Raw genomic sequence first — 23,387 nt, 5'->3', positions numbered from 1 at the left:
TTACCCCGCCCCCCTAGGGAGAGAAGTCCCGGTTGCCCCCGGAGAGGAGGAGGGCGAGGGTTTGGGGAAGCCTCGCCCCGTGCTCCAGCACCGCGGCCAGGGGGAGGGCGCCCGTGGGCTCCACCACCTGCTTGGTGCGGGTGAAGAGGAGGCGCTCGGCCTCGAGGATGGCCCCCTCGCTCACCGTGAGGATCCCGTCCGCCTTCTCCTTGAGGATGGGGAAGGTGTGCTCCCCCAGGCTTAGCGTCCGCACCCCGTCCGCCCGGGTCCTGGGGGGCGCTTCCAGGCGGAGGATCCTTCCCGCCTCCAGGCTCCTCCTGGCGTCGTCCGCGGCCTCGGGCTCCACCCCGAGGACGAGGGTCGTGGGAGAGAGGGCCTTCACCGCCGTGGCCACCCCGGCGAGGAGCCCCCCGCCCCCCACGGGGGCGAGGACGGCCTCGGGGAAGATCCCCATCCGCCCCGCCTGGGCCAGAAGCTCAAGCCCCGCCGTCCCCTGCCCGGCGATGACCAAGGGGTCGTCAAAGGGGTGGATGAGGGCGTAGCCCGTTTCTTCCTGGAGGGCCTGGGCCACCTCCTCCCGGTTCTTGGCCGTCACCCCCCGGTCCACCACCTCCGCCCCGTAGGCCCGGGCGCAGGCCTTCTTGTAGGGGCTTGCCTCCTCGGGCATGACCACCAGGGCCTTCACCCCCAGCACCTTGGCGGCGTAGGCCACCCCCTGGGCGTGGTTCCCGCTGGAGACGGCGAGAAGCCCTTTGGGGCCTTCCAGGGTGAGGGCCTTGGAAAGCGCCCCCCGGGCCTTGAAGCTCCCCGTCTTTTGCAGGTGCTCGGCCTTAAGGAGGAGGCGCTTGCCCAAAAGCTCCTCCAGGAGGCGAGAGGTGAGGAGGGGGGTGCGGTGGGTGTAGGGGGCGATGCGCCGGAAGGCGGCGTAGATCTCGGCCAGTTCCATGCCCCCATCTTGCCAGGTGGACACCCTGGCCTTCCCGCGCTAAAGTGGGAGGGGTATGGACTTCCTCTACACCCTGGTCATCCTCCTTTACCTCGGCGTGGCGGGGCTTTTGGTCTACCTGGTCCTGGTGCAGGAGCCCAAGCAAGGGGCGGGGGACCTCATGGGGGGCTCGGCCGACCTCTTCTCCGCCCGGGGGGTTACGGGCGGGCTTTACCGCCTCACCGTCATCCTGGGGGCGGTCTTCGCCCTCTTGGCCCTCCTTATCGGCCTCTGGCCCCGTTGACAAGAAGCCTTCCCCCCGGTACCATAGGCGTTGCCTGGGGCCGTGGCGCAGTTGGGAGCGCGCCTCAATGGCATTGAGGAGGTCAGGGGTTCGAATCCCCTCGGCTCCACCAGAAAAGCCCCCCGCAAGGGGGGCTTCGGCTTGCGGGAGGCCCGGGGTTTGGGTATAGTGAAAGACCGGTAGGGCCCAAGGGCCCAAAGGGGAGGCCATGTTCGCGATCGTCAAGACAGGTGGAAAGCAATACCGGGTGGAGCCTGGCCTGAAGCTGAGGGTGGAGAAGCTTGCGGCCGAGCCCGGGAGCCAGGTGGAGCTTCCCGTCCTCCTCCTGAGGGGCGAGAAGACGGCGGTGGGGGCTCCTTATGTGGAAGGCGCCAAGGTGGTGGCCGAGGTCTTGGGCCACGGCAGGGGCAAGAAGATCACCATCGCCAAGTTCAAGGCCAAGGTGCAGTACCGCCGCAAGAAGGGGCACCGCCAGCCCTACACCGAGCTCCTCATCAAGGAAATCCAGGGGTGAGCCATGGCGCACAAAAAGGGACTTGGTTCCACGAAAAACGGCCGCGACTCCCAGTCCAAGCGCCTGGGAGTGAAACGCTTTGGCGGTCAGGTGGTGCGGGCGGGCCACATCCTGGTCCGCCAGCGGGGAACCCGCTTTAAGCCGGGTAAGAACGTGGGCATGGGCCGGGACTTCACCCTCTTCGCCCTGGTGGACGGGGTGGTGGAGTTCCAGGACAAGGGGCGCTTAGGCCGCTACGTGCACGTGCGCCCCTTGAGCTAAGGGGCCTTGGCCTTTCAGGACGTTCTCCATATCACCGTCGCCGCCGGCCGGGGTGGCGACGGCGCCGTTTCCTTCCGACGCGAGAAGTTCGTGCCCAAGGGGGGGCCGGACGGGGGCGACGGGGGGCGGGGGGGGAACGTCTACCTCAGGGCCCGGGGGAGCGTGGACTCCCTTTCTGGGCTTTCCAAGCGCACCTATAAGGCCGAAGACGGGGAGCACGGCAAGGGAAGCGGCCAGCACGGCCGCGCCGGGGAGGACCTCTTCATTGAGGTGCCTCGAGGCACCCGGGTTTACGACGCCGACACCGGGGAGCTCCTGGCCGACCTCACCGAGGAAGGCCAGACGGTCCTGGTGGCCCGGGGCGGGGAAGGGGGGCGGGGGAATGCCCATTTCGTGACCCCCACCCGCCAAGCCCCCCGCTTCGCCGAGGCGGGGGAGGAGGGGGAGAGAAGGCGGCTTCGCCTGGAGCTCATGCTCATCGCCGACGTGGGCCTGGTGGGCTACCCCAACGCCGGCAAGTCCAGCCTCCTCGCCGCCACCACCCGGGCCCACCCCAAGATCGCTCCCTACCCCTTCACCACCCTAAGTCCCAACCTGGGGGTGGTGGAGGTCCCTGGGGAGGGGCGCTTCACCCTGGCCGACATCCCGGGGATCATCGAGGGGGCGAGCCAGGGGAAGGGTTTGGGCCTGGAGTTCCTGCGCCACATCGCCCGCACCCGGGTCCTCCTTTACGTTCTGGACGCCGCAGAGGACCCCCTTTCCGCCCTCCGCACCCTAAGGCAGGAGGTGGGGGCCTACGACCGGGGGCTTCTCCTGCGGCCGAGCCTGGTGGCCCTCACCAAGGTGGACCTCCTCTCCCCGGAGGAGGTGAGGGCCCGGGTGGCCGGGCTGGCCCAGGAGGGGCTTCCGGTGATCCCGGTGAGCGCCCTCACCGGGGAGGGGCTTCCCGAGTTAAAGGAGGCCCTCTGGAACCTGGTGCAGGCCACCCCTGCCCCTGAGCTCCCCAAGCCCACGCCCCGCACCGAGGTGAGGGCGGGGGTGGAGGTGGTGCCCTTGGAGGAGGGGGTTTACGAGGTGCGGGCCCCCGAGGTGGAGCGCTACCTCAGGCGCCTTAAGGGGGATCTCCTGGAGGCCGCAGGGTACCTCCAGGAGGTCTTCAAGCGCCACGGGGTGGAGGCCGCCCTCAGGGCCAAGGGGGTGAGGGCGGGGGACGTGGTGCGGGTGGCCGGACTGGAGTTCGAGTACATCCCGGAGGGGTAGGTGCGCCTGGGCCTCTTTGGCGGGAGCTTTGACCCCATCCACCTGGGGCACCTCATCGCCGCCAGCGAGGCGGCGAGCGCCTTGGGCCTGGACCGGGTGCTCTTCGTGGTGGCCGCCCGGCCTCCCCACAAGACCCCCGTGGCCCCTCCGGAGGCCCGCTACGAGATGGTCCTTCTGGCCACGGGGGAGGACTGGCGCTTTGCGGCCTCGAGGCTGGAGCTGGACCGCCCGGGGCCCAGCTACACCGTGGACACCCTGGAGGAGGCCCGGAGGCTTTTCGCGGGGGACGAGCTCTTCTTCATCACCGGGGCGGACGCCTACCGGGAGGTCCTCACCTGGAAGGAGGGGCGGAGGCTTCCCGAGCTCGCCACCCTGGTGGCCGTGGCCCGTCCCGGCTACTCGCTGGAAGGGATGCCCGTGCCGGTGGTGCCCCTTAGGGTGCCCGAGGTGGGCATCTCCAGCACCGAGATCCGCAGACGCCTTAAGGAGGGCCTGAGCGTCCGCTACTGGGTTCCCCGCCCCGTGGAGGTGTACCTTGAAAAGCACGGTCTCTACCGCTGAGCTTCTGGAGAAGGTCAGGCCCTTGGTGCGCCCGGAGCGCCTGGAGCACATCCTCCGGGTGGCGGCCTTGGCCAAGGAGATCGCCGAGAAGAACGGTCTGGATGGGGAGCGGGCTTACCTGGCCGGTCTCCTCCACGACGCCGCCCGGGACCTCCCCGAGGAGGCGCTTTTAGAGCTCGCCCCCCCGGAGAACGAGGTGGAGAGGACCCACCCCCTCGCCCTCCACGGCCGGGCGGCCCGCAAGCTGGCCCAGGCCTGGGGGGTGGAGGACGAGGAGGTGCTGGAGGCCATAGAGGGCCACGTCTTTGGGGTGGACCCGGGAAACGGCCTGGGCATGGCCCTCTACATCGCCGACATCTCCGAGCCAGGAAGGGGGGTGAACGGGGAGATCCGGGAGCTCGCCCTTTCCGGGCAGCTTCTCCAGGCCTACCGCCGGGCGGTGGAGAACAAGGTGAACTACCTCGCCGCCAAGGGGGTTCCCGTCCACCCCAAGACCCTCTCGGTTTACCGCAGCCTGAAGGATGCGCCCTAGGCTTTCCTTCCTCCTCTTGGCCCTGGCCCTCTTTGCCCTGGGGGGGGTGCTCTCCTGGCCCCGCGCGCCTTCGGAGGGGGAGGTCCGCCCGGTGCGGCTGGGTCCCCTTCCGGAGATGGGGATGGTGGTGGCCGCCCGGGACATAGAGTACTGCGGCTACCACACCCCTTGCGGCCCTGGCAGCCGGACGGATACCATCTTCTACTTTCGCCTCCAGGGAGGAGAGGTGAGGGGGGTAGCCATCCCCCGGGACCTCTTTAGCCCCCTGGTGGGCGGCAAGATCAACGCCGCCTACGGGCGGGGCGGGCCCGAGCTTTTGAAGCGGGCGGTGGAGGAGGCCACGGGTCTGGTGGCGGAGAGGCACCTGGTCCTCACCCTGGAAAGCGTGGCCCGGGTGGTGGACGCCGTGGGGGGGGTGGAGGTCTACCTGGAAAAGCCCATGCGCTATACCGACCGGGCGGCGAGGCTCTACATAGACCTTCCCGCGGGCCCGCTTCACCTTTCGGGCGAGGAGGCGGTGAAGTACATGCGCTTCCGCCACGACGCCTTGGGGGACTACGCTCGACTGGACCGGATCAAGGAGGTGGTGGGGCAGGTCCTGAAGAGGGCCCAAGACCCCAGGACCTGGCCCGCCCTCACCTTGGCCCTGCGGGAGGCTTGGGGGGAACTGGACACGAACCTTACCCTGGAGGAGCTCCTCGCCCATCTGCCGGCGGTGCGGGGGCTGAAGCTGGCCTTGGCTACCCTCCCCACCCGGGAAGGCCCCGGGACCTTTCTCTACGTGGACGAGGAGGCGAGGGGGCGTTTCCTTTCCGCCTTCTTCGGCGTGGCCGCCCCCTCCTCGCCTCCCCGGGTGGCCGTGCGCCTTAGGGGGGAGCCTGAGCTTATGGCCTGGGCCCGGCTCCTTTTGGCCCGGGAGGGGATAAGGGCCGAGGAAGAGGCTACCCAGGTGGTTAGGAGCGCCGTCTACGCCCAAGACCCCGAGGCCGGAGCCTACTTCGCCGACCTCTTCCACCTGCCCCTCCTCGCTCCCCACCGGCCCCTGGTGGGCGTGGTGGTGGAGCTCGGGCGGGACCTGCTACAATGAGCTTAGATGGTGAAGACCAAGGAGGCGCTGGATCTCATCGGACGCATCAAGGATCTCCTTTGGGAAAAGAAGGCGGAGGATGTGGTGGCCTTGGACCTGCGCGGGGTGTCCCAGAGCTTGGACTACTTCGTCCTGGCCAGCGCCACCAGCGCCCCCCATCTTCAGGCCCTGGAGCGGCACCTTTTGGAGAAGCTGGAAGCGGAGGGGCTTCGCCCCCGGCCCACGGAGGGGCAAAGCCCCCGCTGGGTGGTGCTGGACTACGGCGAGGTGGTGGTCCACCTCATGACCCCTGAGGCCCGGGCCTACTACGACCTCGAGGGCTTCTGGGCCGACGCCGACCGGGTCTGACTACTTCACCCGGGGAGGGGCCAAAGGTCCCATGATGAAGCGCTGAAAGCCCAGGTAAAACCCCAGGTAAACCAGAAGCTGGAACCAGAAGCTCCCCGCGAGCCCAACCCCCAGGGCGCCCAACAAGAGGAGAAGGGCCACCGCCCCCATCATCACCAAGGCGGTGCGCAGGAAGACCCCGGGGAAGTAGCGGAGGGCCTCGCGCAGGCTTTTGGGCCTGCGGGCCTCCCACTCCTTTAGGGCCTTCTTCTTCAGCTTTTCCTCGCGCTTCTTCTTCCCCACGGAGCCAAGTATACTGGGCCCGTGAAGGTGGTCCGTGCCGTGGCCGAGCTAAGGGAGGCCCTGCCTAAGGAGGGGGTGGGCTTCGTCCCCACCATGGGCTACCTCCACCGGGGGCATCTCGCCCTGGTGGAGCGGGCCCGCCGGGAGAACCCCTTCGTGGCGGTCTCCATTTTCGTGAACCCCCTGCAGTTCGGTCCCGGGGAGGATTACCACCGCTACCCCCGGGACCTCGCGCGGGACCGGGCCCTTTTGCAGGAGGCGGGGGTGGACCTCCTCTTCGCCCCCGGCGTGGAGGAGATGTACCCCGAGGGCTTCGCCACCCGGGTCCAGGTGGAGGGTCCCCTCACCGCCCTTTGGGAGGGGGCGGTGCGCCCCGGCCACTTCCAGGGGGTGGCCACGGTGGTGGCGAGGCTTTTCCTCCTGGTAGGCCCCCAAAAGGCCTACTTTGGGGAGAAGGACTACCAGCAGCTCCTCGTCATCCGGAAGATGGTCCGAGACCTGGGCTTTCCCCTGGAGGTGGTGGGGGTGCCCACGGTGCGGGAGGAGGACGGCCTGGCCCTTTCCAGCCGCAACGTCTACCTTTCCCCCGAGACCCGCCAGAAGGCCCCGGTGCTCTACCGCGCCCTTTCCGCCATGCGGGAGGTGGCCAGGAGGGGCGGGAGCGTGGCCGAGGCCCTAGGGGCGGGGGAAGAGGTCCTTCGGGAGGTGCCCGAGTTCCGCAAGGACTACCTGGCCATCGTCCACCCCGAGACCCTCCTGCCCCTTTCCCACTGGGTGCCGGGGGCCAGGGGGATCGTGGCCGGGCGGTTTCCCGAGGCGCGGCTCATCGACAACCTGGAGGTCTATCCATGAGCGAGGCCCACCCCCAGGAAGGCAGGCAAAGCCTTGTGGAGATGCTCAGGGCCATGGTCCAGGCCCGGGCCTCGGACATCCACCTGCAGGCGGGGGCCCCGCCGGTGGTGCGGGTGGACGGGAAGCTGAGGCCCTTTGGCAACCGCCCCCTCACCCCCAAGGACACCGAGGCCATCGCCCGGGCCCTCCTCACCCCGGAGCAGTGGGAGGAGATGGAGTACCGCAAGGAGATGGACTTCGCCTACACCATCCCCGGGGTGGCCCGCTTCCGCTGTAACCTCCTGAGGCAGCGGGGAAGCTTCGGCCTGGTGATGCGGGTGGTCTCCGAGGTGATCCCGAGCTTTGAGGCCCTGGGCCTCCCCCGGGAGGTGATGGAAGGCCTGGCGGCCAAGGAGCGGGGGCTCATCTTGGTCACGGGGCCCACGGGGAGCGGCAAGAGCACCACCCTGGCGGCCCTTATTGACCACATCAACCTTCATTACGCCAAGAACATCATCACCATAGAGGACCCCATAGAGTTCCTGCACCGGCACAAGAAGAGCCTGGTGGTGCAACGGGAAGTGGGCCTGGACACGGACAGCTTCTACTCCGGGGTCAAGTACGCCATGCGCCAGGACCCCGACGTGATCCTCATCGGGGAGATGCGGGACAAGGAGACGGTGGAGGCCGCCCTCATGGCGGCCCAGACGGGCCACCTGGTCCTCTCCACCCTGCACACCCTGGACGCCTGGCGCACCATCAACCGCATCATCGAGTTCTTCCCCCTGCACGAGCACCAGCAGGTGCGCATCCTCCTCGCCGAGTCCCTCCTGGGCATCCTTTCCCAGCGGCTTCTTCCCCGGGCGGACGGGGCTGGGCGGGTCCTGGCCCTGGAGATCCTCATCGCTACCCCCTACGTGCGGGAGCTCATCAAGGACGAGGACAAGACCCCCCAGATCAAGGAGGCCATGATGGAGGGCTCCCTCCACGGGATGCGCACCTTTGACCAGCACCTGGTGGAGCTCTACACCGAAGGGCTCATCTCCTTGGAGGACGCCCTTTCCGCCGCCACCAGCCCCCACGAGTTCCGGCTCCTCCTCACCAAGGCCACGGGGCAGGCGTACTGATACCGCCCCATGCTGGCATGGGCCAGCATGGGGGCCCGGCACCACGCCTGGGCTTGGACGAAGGGTGCACGCCAAAGGGGTATGGGAAGCGCGGGCGCCAAGGGGTTTTCCACGCTTCCATCTAGGTATAATCGGGGCCGGAGGCGCGTATGCTGGTCACCGGTCTGGAAATCCTGAAGAAGGCGCGGGCGGAGGGCTACGGGGTGGGGGCCTTCAACACCAACAACATGGAGTTCACCCAGGCTATCCTCGAGGCCGCCGAGGAAGTGAGGAGCCCCGTGATCCTCGCCCTCTCCGAGGGGGCGATGAAGTACGGGGGCAAAGCCCTCACCCGCATGGTGGTGGCCCTGGCCCAGGAGGCCCGGGTGCCCGTGGCCGTGCACCTGGACCACGGCTCCAGCTACGAGAGCGTCCTCAAGGCCCTCCGGGAGGGCTTCACCAGCGTCATGATCGACAAGTCCCACGAGGACTTTGAGACCAACGTCCGGGAGACCCAGCGGGTGGTGGAGGCGGCCCACGCCGTGGGGGTCACGGTGGAGGCGGAGCTCGGGCGGCTTGCGGGGATTGAGGAGCACGTGGCCGTGGACGAGAAGGACGCCCTCCTCACCAACCCCGAGGAGGCCCGGATCTTTATGGAGCGCACGGGGGCCGACTACCTGGCGGTGGCCATCGGCACGAGCCACGGGGCCTACAAGGGGAAGGGCCGTCCCTTCATTGACCACCCCCGGCTCGCCCGCATCGCCGGGCTCGTCCCTGCCCCCCTCGTCCTCCACGGGGCGAGCGCCGTGCCGCAGGAGCTCGTGGAGCGCTTCCGGGCCGCAGGGGGGGAGATCGGGGAGGCCTCGGGCATCCACCCCGAGGACATCAAGAAGGCCATCTCCTTGGGCGTGGCCAAGATCAACACCGACACCGACCTGCGCCTGGCCTTCACCGCCCTCATCCGGGAGACCCTGGGGAAAAACCCCAAGGAGTTTGACCCCAGGAAGTACCTGGGCCCCGCCCGGGAGGCGGTGAAGGAGGTGGTGAAAAGCCGCATGGAGCTTTTCGGCTCCGTGGGGCGGGCTTAGCCCCAGGGGATCCGCACCCCGGGAAAGGCCAAAGGCTCCGCCTCCTCTCCCACTCCTCCAGGCCGAACCGGTACCGGGTGGCCATGGCTTTGGCGTAGCATGGGCCCATGAACCCCGTGGCCTTCATCCGGGAGAAGCGGGAAGGGAAAAAGCACCGCCGGGAGGACCTCGAGGCCTTTCTCCTCGGCTATCTGCGGGACGAGGTGCCGGACTACCAGGTGGCCGCCTGGCTCATGGCGGCCTTCCTTCGGGGCCTGGACGCCGAGGAGACCCTCTGGCTCACCGAGACCATGGCCCGCTCGGGGAGGGTTTTGGACCTCTCCGGCCTGCCGCACCCCGTGGACAAGCACTCCTCGGGGGGCGTGGGGGACAAGGTGAGCCTGGTGGTGGGGCCCATTCTCGCTGCCAGCGGGTGCACCTTCGCCAAGATGTCGGGCCGGGGCCTGGCCCACACCGGGGGGACCATAGACAAGCTGGAGTCGGTGCCGGGGTGGCGAGGGGAGATGACGGAGGCGGAGTTTTTGGAGAGGGCCCGGAGGGTGGGCCTCGTCATCGCCGCCCAAAGCCCGGACCTCGCCCCCCTGGACGGGAAGCTCTACGCCCTCCGCGACGTGACCGCCACGGTGGAGAGCGTGCCTTTGATCGCGAGCTCCATCATGAGCAAGAAGCTCGCCGCCGGGGCGCGGAGCATCGTCTTGGACGTGAAGGTGGGCCGGGGGGCCTTCATGAAGACCTTGGGGGAGGCGAGGCTTCTTGCTAAGACCATGGTGGAGATCGGCCTGGGGGCGGGAAGGCGGGTCAGGGCCCTCCTCACCTCCATGGAGGCCCCCCTGGGGCGGGCGGTGGGGAACGCCATAGAGGTGCGGGAGGCCATAGAGACCCTAAAGGGGAAGGGCCCTGGGGACCTCCTGGAGGTGGCCTTGGCCCTGGCGGAGGAGGCCTTAAAGCTCGAGGGCCTGGACCCCGCCCGCGCCGGGAAGGCCCTGGAGGGCGGGGCGGCTTTGGAGAAGTTCCGCGCCTTCCTCGAGGCCCAAGGGGGGGACCCCAGGGCGGTGGAGGACTTCTCCCTTTTGCCCCTCGCCGAAGAACTTCCCCTCCTCGCCGAGCGGGAGGGCGTGGTGCGGGAGGTGGACGCCTATAAGGTGGGCCTCGCCGTCCTCGCCTTGGGCGGGGGGCGGAAGCGGAAGGGGGAGCCCATTGACCACGGGGTGGGGGTCTACCTGCTCAAGAAGCCCGGGGACCGGGTGGAGCGGGGGGAGGCCCTGGCCCTGGTCTACCACCGGGGGCGGGGCTTGGAGGAGGCCCTGGAACAGCTCAAGGCCGCTTACGCCCTGGGCGAAGAGGCCCGGCCTGCCCCCTTGATTCTGGAAACAATCTAAGGGCCTTGGGATTGGCCCCGGGCTTCCCGGGGTGGTATACTCCCCCCCGATGAAAAGGAAGCGGCCTGCCCGGTACACCCTCCTCCTGGCCAAAAGCGGCGGGGGAAGCCGGGCTTGGAACTTGCCGGGCTGGGCGCTTTTGGCCCTCCTGGGGGGGCTTCTCCTCTGGAGCGGGGCCAACCTCTACCTCTGGCACCGGGCCCGGGAGGTGCGGGCCCTGGAGGCCAGGCTCCACGCCCTCTCCCAGGAGGCCAGGCGCCTCTCCCTGGCCCTCGAGGCCGAGCGGGCCAAGAACGGGGCCCTCTCCCGGGAGGCGGAGCGCACCAGGAAGGAGCTGGAAGCCCTAAAGAAAGCGATAGACGAGCTCCGCCGCCGGGCGGGGCTTTCCCCCATCAACGCCACCCCCGTCCGCTACCAGGAGGGGGCCCAAGGGGGCGGGGCCATGGCGGCCTGGACCGAGGTGGAGGCCGCCCTTCTGGACCTGAAGAACCAGCTCGCCGAGGTAGCCCCCGCCCTGGAGCGCACCCTGGAGATAGAAGAGAGCCTTCCCCTGGGGCTTCCCCTCCGGGGATACCAGGGGGTGACCTCCCCCTTCGGGGTGCGCAAAAACCCCTTCGGCCCCGGGTGGGAGTTCCACGACGGCCTGGACTTCTCCGCGCCCTACGGCGCCCCGGTCTTCGCCACGGGAAGCGGGGTGGTGGCCCGGGTGGGGTGGATGGGGGCCTACGGCCTGGCGGTGCTCCTGGACCACGCCCAGGGCTACCAGACCCTCTACGGCCACCTTTCCCGCGCCGCCGTGCGCCCCGGCCAGCGGGTGGAGCGGGGGCAGCTTTTGGGCTACGTGGGCTCCACGGGCCGCTCCACCGGGCCCCACCTCCACTACTCCATTTACCGCCGGGGGGTGGCGGTGGACCCTCGTTCCTACCTGGCCAGCCGATAAAATGGGGCGCATGCTTAGGCGGAAGCAAGCCGAGGCCTTGACCTACCTGGGTCCCGACACCGAGGTCCTGGGGGACCTTAGGGCCAGGGGCCAGGTGCGCATAGATGGGAGGGTGCAGGGCTCGGTCCTGGTGGAGGGGGAGCTGGAGGTGGGCCCCACGGGCCGGGTGGAGGGGGCCAAGGTGGAGGCCAAGGCGGTCCACATCCACGGCGAGGTGCGGGCGGACCTGGTGGCGGAGAAGGTTTCCCTCTCCAAGACCGCCCGCTTCACCGGAACCCTAAGGGCCCAGGCCCTGGACGTGGAGGCGGGGGCGGTCTTCGTGGGCCAGAGCGTGGCCGGGGAGCACAAGGCCCTCGAGGCCCCCAAGGAGGCGTGATGGCCCTGGAAAGGCTTTTTAGGAGGAAGCGACCCCAAGGGGAGGGGCGGGACGTTCCCGAGCTTTGGACCCGGTGCGAGGCCTGCGGGGCCCAGCTCTACAAGAAGGAGTTCAAGGAGAACCTCTACGTCTGCCCCAAGTGCGGCCACCACCGCCGCATGCCCGCCCGGGAAAGGGTGGAGGCCTTGGCCGACCCCGGCACCTTCCAGGAGACCACCGGGCTTCGGCCCCTGGACCCCTTGGGCTTCGTGGACACCAAGCCCTACGCGGAGAGGCTCAAGGCCTACCAGGAGGAAACCGGGAGGCCCGACGCCCTCCTGGGAGGCACCTGCCGGATCGGGGGGGTGCCCGCGGTTCTCCTGGTCATGGACTACGCCTTCGCCGGGGGTTCCATGGGGAGCGTGGTGGGGGAGGAGATCGCCCGGGGGGCGGAAAGGGCGGCGGAGGAGGGGAGGGCCCTGGTCATCGTGGCCGCCTCCGGGGGAGCGAGGATGCAGGAGGCCGCCTTATCCCTCATGCAGATGGCCAAGACGGTGATGAGCCTGGACCTCCTTTGGGCCAAGCGCCTGCCCTACGTTTCCATCCTTACCGACCCCACCACGGGGGGGGTGACGGCGAGCTTCGCCGCCCTAGCGGACGTGATCTTCGCCGAGCCTGGAGCCCTGATCGGCTTCGCCGGGCCCCGGGTCATCCGCCAGACCATCCGGCAAGAGCTCCCCGAGGGCTTCCAGCGTTCGGAGTTCCTCTTGAAACACGGCATGGTGGACCGGGTCACCGACCGCAGGAAGCTCAGGGAGGAGCTGGTTCGGGTGCTTCGGCACCTGCACCCGGGAGTGGCCTATGCCCCTGGAGTTTGAAAAGCCCATCCTGGAGCTGGAAAAGCGCATTCAAGAACTCAAGGAGACGGCCAAGGCCACGGGGGTGGACCTAGAGGCCGAGATCCGCCTCCTGGAGGAGCGCCTGGACCGGCTCAAGAAGGAGACCTACGGGAACCTCACCCCCTGGCAGCGGGTCCAGCTTGCCCGCGCCCCCGGGAGGCCCACCACCCTGGACGTCCTGGAAAAGGCCTTCCAGGACTTTATAGAGCTCCACGGGGACCGGGCCTTCGCCGACGACCCCGCCATGGTGGGGGGGCTCGCCTACCTGGAGGGGGAGAAGGTGGTGGTGGTGGGGCACCAGAAGGGCCGGGACACCAAGGAGAACCTGCAGCGCAACTTCGGCATGCCCCACCCCGAGGGGTACCGCAAGGCCATGCGCCTCATGGACCTGGCGGACCGCTTCGGCTACCCCTTCCTCGCCTTTATCGACACCCCCGGGGCCTACCCCGGGGTCTCCGCCGAGGAAAGGGGGCAGGCCTGGGTCATCGCCCAGAGCATCCAGCGGATGAGCCGCCTCCGTGTCCCCGCCATCGCCCTCATCCTGGGGGAGGGGGGAAGCGGGGGGGCCTTGGCCATCGCCGTGGCCAACCGGGTCCTCATCCTGGAGAACGCCTGGTACTCGGTCATCAGCCCCGAGTCCTGCGCCGCCATCCTGTGGCGGGACGCCAAGGAGGCCCCCAAGGCCGCCGAGGCCCTGAAGCTCACCGCAAAGGACCTCCTCGCCCAGGGGGTGGTGGACGCCATCGTCCCCGAGCCCGAGGGCGGGGCCCACAAGGACCCGGAGGGGGCCATCCGGAACATCAAGGAGGCCCTTCTCAAGACCCTGGAGGAGCTTAAGGGGCTTTCCCCGGAAGCCCTTTACCAGGACCGCTACCGCCGCTTCCGCGCCCTTGGAGCCTACGCCGAGCCTTAAGGGGCCTTGGCCTTTTTCCCTCAGGATTTTCACACCTTGGGCTTAGCCTAAAGGCGGAGGTGAGGGAGATGCGGAAACTCCTCATGGCGGCTTTGGGCCTAGGCCTCGCCTTGGCCCAGCAGATAACCCCTCAGGGCATCATCGTCAACCCGGTGCCCACGGACCTAAGGGTGAAGGTCTGGGTGGACAAGGACCCCGGCAAAAGGGGGGGTGCCGTCTACCAGGTGGGCGAGCCCATCTTTATCTACGTGAACGTCAACCAGGACGCCTACGTCTACCTCTTCAACATCAACGCCGACGGCCGCATAGACCCCATTCTGCCCAACGCCTACGAGCGGGACAACTTCCTCCGGGCGGGGGAAACCCGCCGCTTCCCCCCGGAAGGGGCCCGTTACCGCTACACCGTGACCGGCCCCGAGGGGGAGGACCGGATCCTGGCCGTGGCCAGCCGGCGCCCCCTCTCCTTAGGGGAGATCCTGGACGTGGAGGGGAACCGGGTGCGGGTCCAGGGAGCGGAAGGCCTGGCCCGGGCCCTCTCCATCGTGATAGAGCCCCTGCCGGATAAAGACTGGGTCACGGACGTGGCCCGGTACTTCGTGGGCCGCATGGCGCCCCCTCCCCCGGCCGCGGCCACCTTGAGCGTGGACTCCAGCCCTCAAGGGGCGGAGGTCTACCTGGACGGCCGCCTCCAAGGCCGCACCCCCCTCGCCCTTTCCGTGAACCCGGGGCGGCACGAGGTGGAGCTTAGGCTTTCCGGCTACCGGCCTTACCGGGCCACGGTGAACCCCAAGCCTGGGGAGCAGGTGCGGATCTTCGCCCAGCTTGTCCCCGAGCCCCGGCAGGGGACCCTGGGCGTGAGCTCCACCCCATCCGGGGCCGAGGTGTACGTGGAGGGGGTCTTGCGGGGCCGCACGCCCTTGAGCCTGGCCCTTCCTGAGGGCCGCTATCAGGTGGAGCTCAGGCTTTCCGGCTACCAGCCTTACCGGGCCACGGTCCAGGTGCGCCGGGGCGAGACCACCCGGCTGGAGGTCCGCCTGGTGCCCCTACCCCGCACCGGCACCCTCTACCTGGAAACCAGCCCCCAGGGGGCGGAGGTCTACCTGGAGGGCCGCCTCCAGGGCCGCACCCCCTTGCGCCTGAGCTTGGACGAGGGCGCCTACCGGGTGGAGTTCCGCCTCCCAGGGTACGAGCCCTACACGGCCTCGGTCCGGGTGGAGGGGGGGCGGGAAACCCGGCTTTCCGCAACCCTGAGGCCCCTGCGCACCGGGGAACTCCTCCTGGAGGCCAGGCCCGAGGGCGCGGAGGTCTACGTGGATGGCCGCCTGCTGGGGCGGGCTCCCCTTAGGGTGAGCCTCGAGGCCGGCTTGCACGAGGTGCGGGTGGTGGCCCCGGGCCACGCCGAGTACCGGGCCCAGGTGGAGGTGCGCCCCGGGGAGAGCCTGCGCCTTTACGTGGAGCTGGTCCCGGTGCGGGGGGTCTTGGAGCTTTACCTCAACGTGGAGGCCCGGGTCTTTCTGGACGGGGAGGAGGTGGGGGTGGCCAAGGGGGGCTACCTCCGCCTCGAGGTCCCCTTCGGCGAGCACGAGCTTACCCTGGTGGCCAGGGGCTACCGCACCCTGGTCCAGACGGTGCGGGTGAGCGGGAACCAGGTGCTTCGCCTCACCCTTAATCCCCTCTAGCCTTTTCCCGGGAGGGGGTCCCACCCCAAACCAGGGTGGGGCCCCTGTCCTAATACCCCTTTGGCGTGAATCCTTCGCCTAAGCCCGAGTACGGGAGTCCTGCGGGCCTTTTTGACCGGGGCCCCCATGCTGGCGCAAGCCAGCATGGGGTGGTATAAGTACCCCACCGTCGGCTTTGGGGGCCCCAAAAAGGCCTTCTCCTGGCCCTGGCCGAGAGTTCCCTGAGGCCATTGGGCCAGGGGTACCATGGTGGGGATGGAGGCCATCGTTTTGGCGGGAGGCGAGGAGCCCTGGGCGAAGAAGTACGGGGTGAGGAGCAAGGCCCTGGTGCCCTACCGGGGAAGACCCATGGCGGAATGGGTCTTGGAGGCTTTGAAGGAGGCGGGGCTTCCGGCCATCTACGTGGGGGAGAACCCGGGGCTTTCCCCTCCTCCAAGGCTTACCCTCCCCGACCGGGGAAGCCTCCTCGCCAACCTCGAGGCCGCCCTGGCCCAGGTGGAGGGGAAGGTCCTGGTGGCCACCGCCGACATCCCCCACCTGAGGGCGGAGGCGGTGCGCTTCGTGCTGGAGAACGCTCCGGAGGCGGCCTTGGTCTACCCCATCGTGCCCAAGGAACAGGTGGAGGCCCGCTTTCCGGGGAACCGCCGCACCTACGCCCGCCTGCGGGAGGGCACCTTCACCGGGGGGAACCTCCTCCTCCTGGACAAGGCCCTCTTTTTCCAGGCCCTGCCCCTGGCCAAGGAGGTGGTGGCCCTCCGCAAGAGGCCCCTGGCCCTGGCCCGGCGCATCGGCTGGGACATCCTCCTGAAGCTTCTTCTGGGAAGGCTTTCCCTGGGGGACCTGGAGGCGCGGGCCAGGCGCCTTTTGGGGGTGGAGGCCCGGGCCCTTCCCACCCCCTACCCCGAGGTGGGGGTGGACGTGGACCGGGAGGAGGACCTGGTAAGCTAAGCCCATGCGCACGGTGAAGGAGCTTCGCCTGGCCGGGCTTTTCGCCTACCTGGCGGCCCTGGTCCTGGGGCTTCTCTTCTCCTTGGTGGTCCACTACCTCCTGGGGGGGACGGGGCAGCTGGGGTGGGGCGGTTTCAACTTCTTTGGCCTCCTGGAGGGGATGACCTTCCTCCTCGCCTTCTCCTTCGCCCTGGCCGTGGCCAGCCGGGCGGTGCGGGTGCCCTGCCTCACCCTCCTCACCGCCGGGCTGTTCGGGCCTACCCCGGCTTGGCGCCTGGCCCGGCCCCTTCCCCGCACGGAGGCCCTGGAGGCCTATGAAGGCCGCGGGGTGGCCCTTTTGGAACAGGAGGGGAGGCCGGTGGGGGTCCTGGGCCTCGCCGACCACATCCTTCCCCTGGAGGAGGTGCCCAGCGTGGAGGCGGAGGTGGCGGCGAGCGAGCTTTACCCCCTCTTCCTCCGCCAGCCCCTGGTTCTGGTGGTCCGGGGCGAGGAGGTGCTGGGGGCCATCCCTCGGGAGGCCTTTTTCCGTTACCTGGGGGTCTAAGTGCCCGTCCTCTGGTTTCGCGACATGGGATGCCCGAAATAGGGATAGAAGAAGGCTTTTTGGGGGCCCCCACCGCAGCGAAAGCTGCGGTGGGGTACTTGGCCCGCCCCAACGCCTCGGGAAGGCCCTTTCCAGGCCTTGGCTTGCCGGAAAGGCCTTGACAGGAGGAGGGGTGCCCTAAAATAGGGGGGAGCGGTAGCTCAGGAGGTGGAAAATGCCGCACGTGATCTGCGAACCCTGCATCGGCGTGAAGGACCAGTCCTGCGTGGAAGTCTGCCCGGTGGAGTGCATTTACGACGGGGGGGACCAGTTCTACATCCACCCCGAGGAGTGCATCGACTGCGGGGCCTGCGTGCCCGCCTGCCCGGTGAACGCCATCTTTCCCGAGGAGGACGTGCCCGAGCAGTGGAAGTTTTACATTGAGAAAAACCGCAAGCTGGCAGGCTTAGAGTAACCCTTCGCCCCACCCTTCGGGGTGGGGCGCTTATACCCTTTCTTTTGCCTTGCTAGCTGGGGCCCCCGTGCTGGCCCAAGCCAGTATGGGGTGGTATTAAAGCTCCCGCACGTACCAGCTGAGGGCGGGCCCACCGTCTTTGACGTGGCGGAACCCCTGGGAGCGGAAGAAGGCCTTGGCCCGGGGGTTGTGCCCGTAGACCACGGCGTAGAGCCGCTCCACCCCGGCGAGGTGGCCCAGCAGGTGGTTCAGGGCCCGCTGGCCGAGCCCCTGGCCCTGGTGGTCCTCCCGGATGAGGAGGAGGCTCAGGGTGGCGTCCTGGGCCTCGGGGTAGTGGAGCTTGTAGTCCAGGTAGCCCACGGCCTCCTCCTCCAAAAGGAGGAGGAAGGCCCGGCGGCGGGGGTCATGGGTGAGGGTACGCAGGTCCTGGAGGACGTCCTCGAGGGTAGGAGGCTCCATGCCGATCAGGGCGAAGTAGCCGGGGCTTTTCAGGAAAAGGCCGTGGAGCAGGGGGGCGTCCTCCGGTGAGGCCGGCCTGAGGCTGAGGCTGAGGGCCCGCATCCCGGCTATCCTACCCACATCTTCCTGAGAAGAGGGTGATGGAAAACCGCCCCGGGTTCCACCGGGGCGGTTTCCAGAGGCCTTTACTTGCGGGCCGGCTCCACCACGGTGACGTTCACCGCCTGGGGGCCCTTGCCGTTCTTGCCCGGCTCCACGTCAAAGGTGACGATGTCGCCCTCGTTCAGGGTGCGGAACCCCTTGGCGTTGATGGCGCTGAAGTGGACAAAGACGTCCGTGTCCCCCTCGCGCTCGATGAAGCCGTAGCCCTTCTCCGCGTTGAACCACTTGACCCGACCCTTCTGCATACCGCTCCTTCTTCTTCCGGGCCCGAAGACCCGCATCCGGGGCTTGAGGGGTTGCTTTAGACCCAGGGGGCCACCCTAAAGCGACCCGGAATAACCCACTTTACCACGGGAGGGGTTATTTGCGGAAGAGCCCCTTGAGCTTTTCCCAGAAGCCCTCGGGGGCCACCTCCTCGCCCACCTCCTGGGCATAGGCCCGAAGGAGCTCCTTGGCCTTGGGGGGGAGCTTCTTGGGCACGGAAAGCTCCACCACCACCCGCAAGGCTCCCCGCCCCCCAGGGTGGGGAAGGCCCTCCCCGGGAAGCTCAAAGACCTCCCCGTGGCCCGTGCCCGGCGGGATGTCCAGGGGAAGGGGACCGGTGAGGCCCGGCACCTCCACCCGGGTGCCTAGGGCGGCCTGGGCCAGGCCCAGCTTAAGGCGGTAGATCAGATGGGGGCCTTCCCGCTCCAGGTGGGGGTGAGGGCGCACGGAAAGCCGCACGTAGAGGTCCCCCGGGCCTCCCGGCCCCAGGTTGCCGTAGCCCGGCACCCGCAGCAGGTAACCTTCCTCCATGCCCGGGGGAATCCGCACCCGCACCCTTTCCTCCCGGGGCACCCGGCCCCGGCCCCGGCAGACGGGGCAGGCCTCCGCCAGAAGGAAGCTCTGGCCCTTGCAGTGGGGGCAGGGGGTGCGGCTCACGAAGGTGCCGAAGAGGCCCCGCTGGTAGGCCTCCACCACCCCTCGGCCCCCGCAGGTGGGGCAGGCCACCCGCTTGCCCCCTTGGCCCCCGCAGGCCTCGCAGGGGACCAGGCGGGTATAGGCCACCTCCGCCTCCTTGCCCTGGAGGAGGTCTTGGAGTTCCACCTCCACCTGGACCTCGAGGTCCTCCCCCCGGGGGGCCGGGCGGCCTGGGGAACGGAAGCCGAAGACCTGGGCGAAGAGGTCGAAGAGGTCCTCGGCCGGCAAGCTCCCTTCCCCGAGAAGCCCCCGGTCGTACTGGGCCCGCTTCTCGGGGTCGGAGAGGACGGCGTAGGCCTCGTTGATCTCCTTAAAGCGCTCCTCCGCCGCCTTGTCCCCGGGGTTCTTGTCGGGGTGGTACTGGAGGGCGAGCCTGCGGTAGGCCTTTTTGATCTCCTCCTGGGTGGCTTCCCGGCTTACCCCCAGGATGGCGTAGTAGTCCTTCATCCACCTAGCACTTTACAAGGGGAAGGGGTTTTGCTAAAGTGCCCCTCAATGAGGCTCCTGCGAGCTATCCGGTAGGGGGCCCCTTCCTTCGGGAAGGGCCCCCCGGGTTTGCCCGCGGGGGCCTCGGCTTTTAGGGAGGCTTAAGGATGCTCTTGCTCACCCCAGGTCCCACCCCCATTCCCGAACGCGTGCAGAAGGCCCTCCTCCGCCCCATGCGGGGGCACCTGGACCCCGAGGTGCTGGAGGTCAACCGCGCCATCCAGGAGCGCTTGAGAAGGCTTTTTGACCCCGGCGAAGGGGCCCTGCTGGCCGCCTTGGCGGGCTCGGGTAGCCTGGGCATGGAGGCGGGGCTCGCCAACCTGGACCGGGGCCCGGTGCTGGTCCTGGTAAACGGGGCCTTCTCCCAAAGGGTGGCCGAGATGGCGGCCCTCCACGGCCTCGAGCCCACCGTCTTGGACTTCCCCCCGGGGGAGGCCGTGGACCCGGAGGCGGTGGCCAAGGAACTCAGGAGGAGGCGCTACCGCATGGTGGCCCTGGTCCACGGGGAAACCTCCACCGGGGTGTTGAACCCGGCGGAGGCCATCGGGGCCCTGGCCAAGGAGGCCGGGGCCCTTTTCTTTCTGGACGCCGTCACCACCTTGGGCATGCTTCCCTTTTCCATGAAGGGGATGGGGGTGGACTACGCCTTCACCGGAAGCCAGAAGTGCCTTTCCGCCCCTCCGGGCCTGGCCCCCATCGCCCTCTCCGCCGAGGGCCGCCGGGCCTTCACCGGGAGGCGGGGTTGGTATCTGGACCTCGCCCGCATCGCCGAGCACTGGGAGCGGGGCGGTTACCACCACACCACCCCGGTGCTCCTCCACTACGCCCTCCTGGAGGCCCTGGATCTGGCCTTGGAGGAGGGCCTCGAGGCCCGGGAAAAGCGCGCCCGGGAGGTCTACGCCTGGGTCCTGGAGGAGCTTAAGGCCCGAGGCTTCCGGCCCTATCCCAAGGAAAGCCCCCTCCCCACGGTCTTGGTGGTGCGCCCCCCGGAAGGGGTGGAGGCGGACCGCCTGGTGAAGGCCCTCTACGCCGAAGGGGTGGCCGTGGCCGGGGGCATTGGCCCCACCCGGGGGCAGGTGCTCCGGCTCGGCCTCATGGGGGAGGGGGCCCGGAAGGAGTTCTACGGAGCTTTCCTAAAGGCCCTGGACCGCGCCCTGGCCCTAGCGTAGGAAGAAGTAGGCGTAGACCAGGGCCAGGGCCATGCGGTAGTAGGCGAAGGGGCGGAACCCCACCCGTTCCACGAAGGCCACCATCCAGCGCACGGTGGCCAGGGCGGTCACCAGGGCGGAGGCGAAGCCCAAAAGGAGGAGCTCAAAGCCCCCTTCCGGCACCTCCGGGGCGCTTTTCAGGAGGTCGTACCCCACCGCCGCCAGCATGGTGGGCAGGGCCAGGAGGAAGCTGAACTCCGCCGCCGCCTTGCGCCTTAGGCCCAGGAGGAGCCCCCCCAGGATGGTGGCCCCGCTCCGGCTCGTGCCGGGGAAGAGGGCGGCCATCCCCTGGAACACCCCGATCCAGGCCACCTTGAGGAGGGGGAGCTCCTTCACGTCCCGGTACCGGGCCCTTTCCGCCAGGCGGTCGGCGAGGAGCAGGGCCAGGCCCACGAAGAAGAGGAAGAAGACCACCACCCCGTCCTTCCCCAGGATGACCCCCTTGATGAGGGGATAAAAGAGAAAGCCCAGGAGGGCCGTGGGCAGGAAGGCCACCCCGATGCGCGCCCAAAGCCCCCGGTCCCCGGCGAAGCGCTTCCCGTAAAGGAGGAGCACCGCCAGGATGGCCCCCAGCTGAATGGCGATGAGAAAGGTCTTGAGGAAGGGGTCGGCCTCCACGGGCAAGCCCAGGAGGTGGAAGAGAAGGGTCAGATGGCCCGTGGAGGAGACGGGCAGGAACTCCGTGAGGCCCTCCACGATGCCCAGGAGAAGGGCTTCCCAAGCGCTCACGCGGCCCATGCTACCATGGAAGGGTGGAGGTTTCCGTCCTCATCCCCGCCGCCGGAAAGGGGGAGCGGCTTGGCCTCGGGCCCAAGGCTTTCCTCCGGGTGGGGGGAAGGACCCTCTTGGAGTGGACCCTGGCCGCTTTTCCCGAGGCGGCGGAGGTCCTGGTGGCCCTGCCCCCAGGAGTGAGCCCCCCCGGGGGCCTCCGGGCCGCCTTTCTGGAGGGGGGCAGGACCCGACAGGAGTCCGTGGCCCGCCTGCTGGAGGCGGCAAGCCTCCCCCTGGTGCTGGTCCACGACGTGGCCCGGCCCTTCGTGAGCCGAAGCCTTGTGGAAAGGGTCCTGAAGGCCACCCAGGCCCAGGGGGCGGCGGTGCCGGTGCTTCCCGTCCCCGACACCCTCATCCGCCCCGAGGGGGAAGGCTACGGGGCGGTCCTGCCCCGGGAGGCCCTGCGCCTGGTGCAGACGCCCCAGGGCTTCTTCACCGCCCTCTTGCGGGAGGCCCACGCCTACGCCCGCACGAGGGGGTTTTCCGCCACCGACGACGCCCAGCTGGTGCAGGCCCTGGGCTACCCCGTGGCCCTGGTGGAGGGGGAGAGGACGGCCTTCAAGATCACTTACCCCGAGGACCTGGTCTTGGCGGAGGCCCTGGCGCGAGCATGGAACGGATCGCCCCAGGCAAGGTGAACCTGGGCCTCTCCCTTTTGGGGAGAAGGCCCGACGGCTACCACGAACTCCACACCCTCTTCGCCGCCCTCTCCTTCGGGGACCGCCTCCACCTGGAGCCCATCCCCGAGGGGATCGCCTTCCGCGGCCGCTACGGACGAAGAAACCTGGCCTACCGGGCGGCTCTGGCCTACCTGGAGCGGGCGGGCTGGCCGGGGGGGGTGCGCCTGGTCCTGGAGAAGGCCCTTCCCGAAGGGGCGGGCCTGGGCGGGGGCAGTTCCGACGCCGCCCAGGTGCTTTTGGCCCTGAAGGAGCTTTACCCGGCGGAAGTGGACCTCTTCGCCCTCGCCCTCTCCCTGGGGGCGGACGTGCCCTTCTTCCTCCTGGGGGGGGTGGCCGAGGCCCGGGGGGTGGGAGAGCGCCTCAGGCCCCTCTCCCTGCCGCCCCTGCCGGTGGTGGTCTTCGCCCCCGGTCTGCGCCTGCCCACCCCCATGGTCTACCGGGAGGTGAAGCCCCATGACTTCGCCCCCGAGCTTCCGGTGGAAGCCGTCCTCCAGGCCCTGGCCCGGGGGGAGGAGCCGCCCTATTGGAACAGCCTCGAGGGCCCTGCCTTCCGCCTCCACCCCGAGCTTCGCGAGGTCAAGGCGCGGCTAAGGGCCCTGGGGCTAAGGGGCGTCCTCCTTTCCGGTTCGGGAAGCGCCTTCTTCGGCCTGGCCGAGGACGAGGCCCACGCCAGGCGAGCGGTGGAGGCCTTGAAGTATACGGGCTACGCGCGCTTTGGGTTTTTGGGAGGGAACCATGGGGCTTTTGGAGAGGGCGGGAGTCCACCACCAGGCTCTGGAGGCGCTTAAGGCTCTTCCCATCCGCTGGGACCGGGAGCGCTTTGCCTTTTGGCTGAAGCAGGACTACCCCTTTGTGGAGGCCCTTTACCGCTATCAGGTGGACCTTCTCGCCGAAGCCCCCCAGGCCCACCGCTTCCCCCTGGTCCAGGCCCTCCTGGCCACGGTGGAGGAGCTGGACTGGCTTTTGGCCCAAGGGGCGGACCCTAAGGCTCCCGTCCACCCGGTGCGGCGGGAATACATCGCCCTTCTGGAGGAGATGGGGGGGCTCGCCTACCCCTACCGCCTGGTGCTCTTCTACTTCCTCAACCGCCTCTTCCTCGAGGCCTGGAACGCCCACGTGGAGGGGGATGGCCCCTGGCAGGAGCTTTCCGAGCACTGGGCGGCCCCGGAGTTCCAGGCGGTGCTCTTTGACCTGGAGGCGCTGGCCCAAGGCATGGCCGGGGCGTTGGACCCCAGGGTTTTGGCCCGTTACCTGGAGCGCATTTTGGAGATGGAGAAGAGGACCTGGAGCCTGCTCCTTTGATCCCACCCCATGCTGGCTTGGGCCAGCATGGGGTGGTATAAGTACCCCACCGCGGCTTTCGCTGCGGTGGGGGCCCCCAAAAGCCCTCTCCTAGCCCCATTTCGGGCATCCCGTGTCGCAAAGTGCGGGCACTTGGCTCCACCGTTAGA

At 68.9% G+C, this 23,387-nt stretch carries 30 protein-coding genes and 1 tRNA gene; 25 read left to right on the top strand and 6 right to left on the bottom strand.

Annotation, left to right across the window (positions count from 1 at the left end; all coding sequences use genetic code 11):
- Positions 1–13: 13 nt before the first annotated feature.
- On the bottom strand, positions 14–946 hold the full coding sequence (locus ACY5J6_RS10910; protein WP_462845139.1) for a threonine/serine dehydratase: 933 nt from the start codon (positions 944–946) through the stop codon (positions 14–16).
- A 55-nt stretch (positions 947–1,001) separates the two neighbouring features.
- Between ACY5J6_RS10910 and secG the strand changes: the two genes are divergently transcribed.
- The 9 genes from secG to rsfS all read left to right on the top strand — a co-directional run bounded on the left by secG (position 1,002) and on the right by rsfS (position 5,792).
- The gene (secG, locus tag ACY5J6_RS10905; protein WP_054638773.1) at positions 1,002–1,229 is read left to right on the top strand and encodes a preprotein translocase subunit SecG; all 228 of its coding nucleotides are present in this window, start codon (positions 1,002–1,004) and stop codon (positions 1,227–1,229) included.
- 36 nt (positions 1,230–1,265) lie between these two features.
- Positions 1,266–1,341, top strand: a tRNA-Ala gene (locus tag ACY5J6_RS10900).
- 96 nt (positions 1,342–1,437) lie between these two features.
- Complete coding sequence (gene rplU / locus ACY5J6_RS10895) at positions 1,438–1,743, top strand: 50S ribosomal protein L21 (protein WP_462845136.1); 306 nt, start codon at positions 1,438–1,440, stop codon at positions 1,741–1,743.
- A 3-nt stretch (positions 1,744–1,746) separates the two neighbouring features.
- Entirely contained in the window at positions 1,747–2,004 is a 258-nt protein-coding gene (rpmA, locus tag ACY5J6_RS10890; protein WP_054638771.1) for a 50S ribosomal protein L27, read from the top strand.
- A 6-nt stretch (positions 2,005–2,010) separates the two neighbouring features.
- Entirely contained in the window at positions 2,011–3,264 is a 1,254-nt protein-coding gene (gene obgE / locus ACY5J6_RS10885) for a GTPase ObgE (RefSeq protein ID WP_462845134.1), read from the top strand.
- The gene (gene nadD, locus ACY5J6_RS10880; RefSeq protein WP_462845132.1) at positions 3,265–3,825 is read left to right on the top strand and encodes a nicotinate-nucleotide adenylyltransferase; all 561 of its coding nucleotides are present in this window, start codon (positions 3,265–3,267) and stop codon (positions 3,823–3,825) included. It abuts the gene before it with no gap.
- Positions 3,800–4,357 carry a bis(5'-nucleosyl)-tetraphosphatase (symmetrical) YqeK gene (yqeK, locus tag ACY5J6_RS10875; protein WP_054638241.1) on the top strand — a complete coding sequence of 186 codons (558 nt, stop codon included), beginning with the start codon at positions 3,800–3,802 and terminating at the stop codon, positions 4,355–4,357. The genes nadD and yqeK overlap by 26 nt, the downstream gene beginning before the upstream one ends.
- Positions 4,347–5,444, top strand: coding sequence for an LCP family protein (locus ACY5J6_RS10870; protein ID WP_462845129.1), 1,098 nt, complete (start codon positions 4,347–4,349; stop codon positions 5,442–5,444). The genes yqeK and ACY5J6_RS10870 overlap by 11 nt, the downstream gene beginning before the upstream one ends.
- A gap of 6 nt (positions 5,445–5,450) precedes the next feature.
- The gene (rsfS, locus tag ACY5J6_RS10865) at positions 5,451–5,792 is read left to right on the top strand and encodes a ribosome silencing factor (protein ID WP_462845127.1); all 342 of its coding nucleotides are present in this window, start codon (positions 5,451–5,453) and stop codon (positions 5,790–5,792) included.
- Here the strand turns inward: rsfS and ACY5J6_RS10860 are convergent, their stop codons facing one another.
- A complete protein-coding gene (locus ACY5J6_RS10860) occupies positions 5,793–6,074 on the bottom strand; it encodes a hypothetical protein (RefSeq protein ID WP_462845125.1) in 282 nt (93 codons plus the stop codon).
- Between the two features lie 21 nt (positions 6,075–6,095).
- Here ACY5J6_RS10860 and panC point away from each other — a divergent pair, with 21 nt between their 5' ends.
- The 12 genes from panC (at position 6,096) to ACY5J6_RS10800 (ending at position 17,210) form a co-directional block, all read left to right on the top strand.
- Positions 6,096–6,926 (top strand): pantoate--beta-alanine ligase, encoded by an 831-nt coding sequence (gene panC, locus ACY5J6_RS10855; protein ID WP_462845123.1) that lies wholly within the window; start codon positions 6,096–6,098, stop codon positions 6,924–6,926.
- The gene (locus ACY5J6_RS10850) at positions 6,923–8,032 is read left to right on the top strand and encodes a type IV pilus twitching motility protein PilT (protein WP_462845121.1); all 1,110 of its coding nucleotides are present in this window, start codon (positions 6,923–6,925) and stop codon (positions 8,030–8,032) included. The genes panC and ACY5J6_RS10850 overlap by 4 nt, the downstream gene beginning before the upstream one ends.
- A 149-nt stretch (positions 8,033–8,181) precedes the next feature.
- A complete protein-coding gene (fba, locus tag ACY5J6_RS10845; protein WP_462845119.1) occupies positions 8,182–9,099 on the top strand; it encodes a class II fructose-1,6-bisphosphate aldolase in 918 nt (305 codons plus the stop codon).
- Positions 9,100–9,206: 107 nt separating this feature from the next.
- A complete protein-coding gene (locus ACY5J6_RS10840) occupies positions 9,207–10,478 on the top strand; it encodes a thymidine phosphorylase (protein ID WP_462845117.1) in 1,272 nt (423 codons plus the stop codon).
- A 49-nt stretch (positions 10,479–10,527) separates the two neighbouring features.
- On the top strand, positions 10,528–11,418 hold the full coding sequence (locus ACY5J6_RS10835; protein WP_462845115.1) for a M23 family metallopeptidase: 891 nt from the start codon (positions 10,528–10,530) through the stop codon (positions 11,416–11,418).
- Between the two features lies 1 nt (position 11,419).
- A complete protein-coding gene (locus ACY5J6_RS10830) occupies positions 11,420–11,794 on the top strand; it encodes a bactofilin family protein (protein ID WP_462845113.1) in 375 nt (124 codons plus the stop codon).
- Positions 11,794–12,651 (top strand): acetyl-CoA carboxylase, carboxyltransferase subunit beta, encoded by an 858-nt coding sequence (gene accD, locus ACY5J6_RS10825; RefSeq protein ID WP_462846528.1) that lies wholly within the window; start codon positions 11,794–11,796, stop codon positions 12,649–12,651. The genes ACY5J6_RS10830 and accD overlap by 1 nt, the downstream gene beginning before the upstream one ends.
- Positions 12,635–13,585, top strand: a complete 951-nt coding sequence (locus ACY5J6_RS10820; RefSeq protein ID WP_462845111.1) for an acetyl-CoA carboxylase carboxyltransferase subunit alpha — start codon at positions 12,635–12,637, stop codon at positions 13,583–13,585. Before accD ends, ACY5J6_RS10820 begins: the two co-directional genes overlap by 17 nt.
- Positions 13,586–13,653: 68 nt before the next feature.
- Positions 13,654–15,264 carry a PEGA domain-containing protein gene (locus ACY5J6_RS10815; RefSeq protein ID WP_462845109.1) on the top strand — a complete coding sequence of 537 codons (1,611 nt, stop codon included), beginning with the start codon at positions 13,654–13,656 and terminating at the stop codon, positions 15,262–15,264.
- A 255-nt stretch (positions 15,265–15,519) separates the two neighbouring features.
- A complete protein-coding gene (locus ACY5J6_RS10810; protein WP_462845107.1) occupies positions 15,520–16,212 on the top strand; it encodes an NTP transferase domain-containing protein in 693 nt (230 codons plus the stop codon).
- Between the two features lie 4 nt (positions 16,213–16,216).
- Positions 16,217–16,756, top strand: coding sequence for a hypothetical protein (locus tag ACY5J6_RS10805; RefSeq protein ID WP_462845105.1), 540 nt, complete (start codon positions 16,217–16,219; stop codon positions 16,754–16,756).
- A gap of 214 nt (positions 16,757–16,970) precedes the next feature.
- Entirely contained in the window at positions 16,971–17,210 is a 240-nt protein-coding gene (locus ACY5J6_RS10800) for a ferredoxin (protein ID WP_054647405.1), read from the top strand.
- A 96-nt stretch (positions 17,211–17,306) separates the two neighbouring features.
- Here ACY5J6_RS10800 and ACY5J6_RS10795 read toward each other — a convergent pair whose 3' ends face one another.
- The 3 genes from ACY5J6_RS10795 to ACY5J6_RS10785 all read right to left on the bottom strand — a co-directional run bounded on the left by ACY5J6_RS10795 (position 17,307) and on the right by ACY5J6_RS10785 (position 19,238).
- Positions 17,307–17,771 carry an N-acetyltransferase family protein gene (locus ACY5J6_RS10795; RefSeq protein WP_462845103.1) on the bottom strand — a complete coding sequence of 155 codons (465 nt, stop codon included), beginning with the start codon at positions 17,769–17,771 and terminating at the stop codon, positions 17,307–17,309.
- A gap of 83 nt (positions 17,772–17,854) precedes the next feature.
- Positions 17,855–18,076 (bottom strand): cold-shock protein, encoded by a 222-nt coding sequence (locus tag ACY5J6_RS10790; protein WP_038064636.1) that lies wholly within the window; start codon positions 18,074–18,076, stop codon positions 17,855–17,857.
- Between the two features lie 115 nt (positions 18,077–18,191).
- Positions 18,192–19,238, bottom strand: coding sequence for a DnaJ C-terminal domain-containing protein (locus ACY5J6_RS10785; RefSeq protein ID WP_462845100.1), 1,047 nt, complete (start codon positions 19,236–19,238; stop codon positions 18,192–18,194).
- 146 nt (positions 19,239–19,384) lie between these two features.
- Here ACY5J6_RS10785 and ACY5J6_RS10780 point away from each other — a divergent pair, with 146 nt between their 5' ends.
- The gene (locus ACY5J6_RS10780; RefSeq protein ID WP_462845098.1) at positions 19,385–20,446 is read left to right on the top strand and encodes an aminotransferase class V-fold PLP-dependent enzyme; all 1,062 of its coding nucleotides are present in this window, start codon (positions 19,385–19,387) and stop codon (positions 20,444–20,446) included.
- Here the strand turns inward: ACY5J6_RS10780 and ACY5J6_RS10775 are convergent.
- Complete coding sequence (locus tag ACY5J6_RS10775; protein ID WP_054638577.1) at positions 20,438–21,223, bottom strand: undecaprenyl-diphosphate phosphatase; 786 nt, start codon at positions 21,221–21,223, stop codon at positions 20,438–20,440. The genes ACY5J6_RS10780 and ACY5J6_RS10775 overlap by 9 nt on opposite strands.
- 14 nt (positions 21,224–21,237) lie before the next feature.
- Here ACY5J6_RS10775 and ispD point away from each other — a divergent pair, with 14 nt between their 5' ends.
- Genes ispD through ACY5J6_RS10760 form a run of 3 tightly spaced genes read left to right on the top strand, consistent with a single transcriptional unit; the run spans position 21,238 to position 23,238 of the window.
- Positions 21,238–21,894, top strand: coding sequence for a 2-C-methyl-D-erythritol 4-phosphate cytidylyltransferase (ispD, locus tag ACY5J6_RS10770; protein ID WP_462845096.1), 657 nt, complete (start codon positions 21,238–21,240; stop codon positions 21,892–21,894).
- Positions 21,867–22,724: a 4-(cytidine 5'-diphospho)-2-C-methyl-D-erythritol kinase gene (gene ispE / locus ACY5J6_RS10765; protein ID WP_462845094.1), complete on the top strand. Its 858-nt coding sequence runs from the start codon at positions 21,867–21,869 to the stop codon at positions 22,722–22,724. The genes ispD and ispE overlap by 28 nt, the downstream gene beginning before the upstream one ends.
- Positions 22,672–23,238 (top strand): hypothetical protein, encoded by a 567-nt coding sequence (locus ACY5J6_RS10760; RefSeq protein WP_462845092.1) that lies wholly within the window; start codon positions 22,672–22,674, stop codon positions 23,236–23,238. The genes ispE and ACY5J6_RS10760 overlap by 53 nt, the downstream gene beginning before the upstream one ends.
- Positions 23,239–23,387: the final 149 nt, after the last annotated feature.

Source organism: Thermus sp. H19.2 (genome assembly GCF_054979525.1).
Note: the sequence above shows the minus strand (reverse complement) of the source record. Positions and strands in the feature narration are given on the sequence as shown.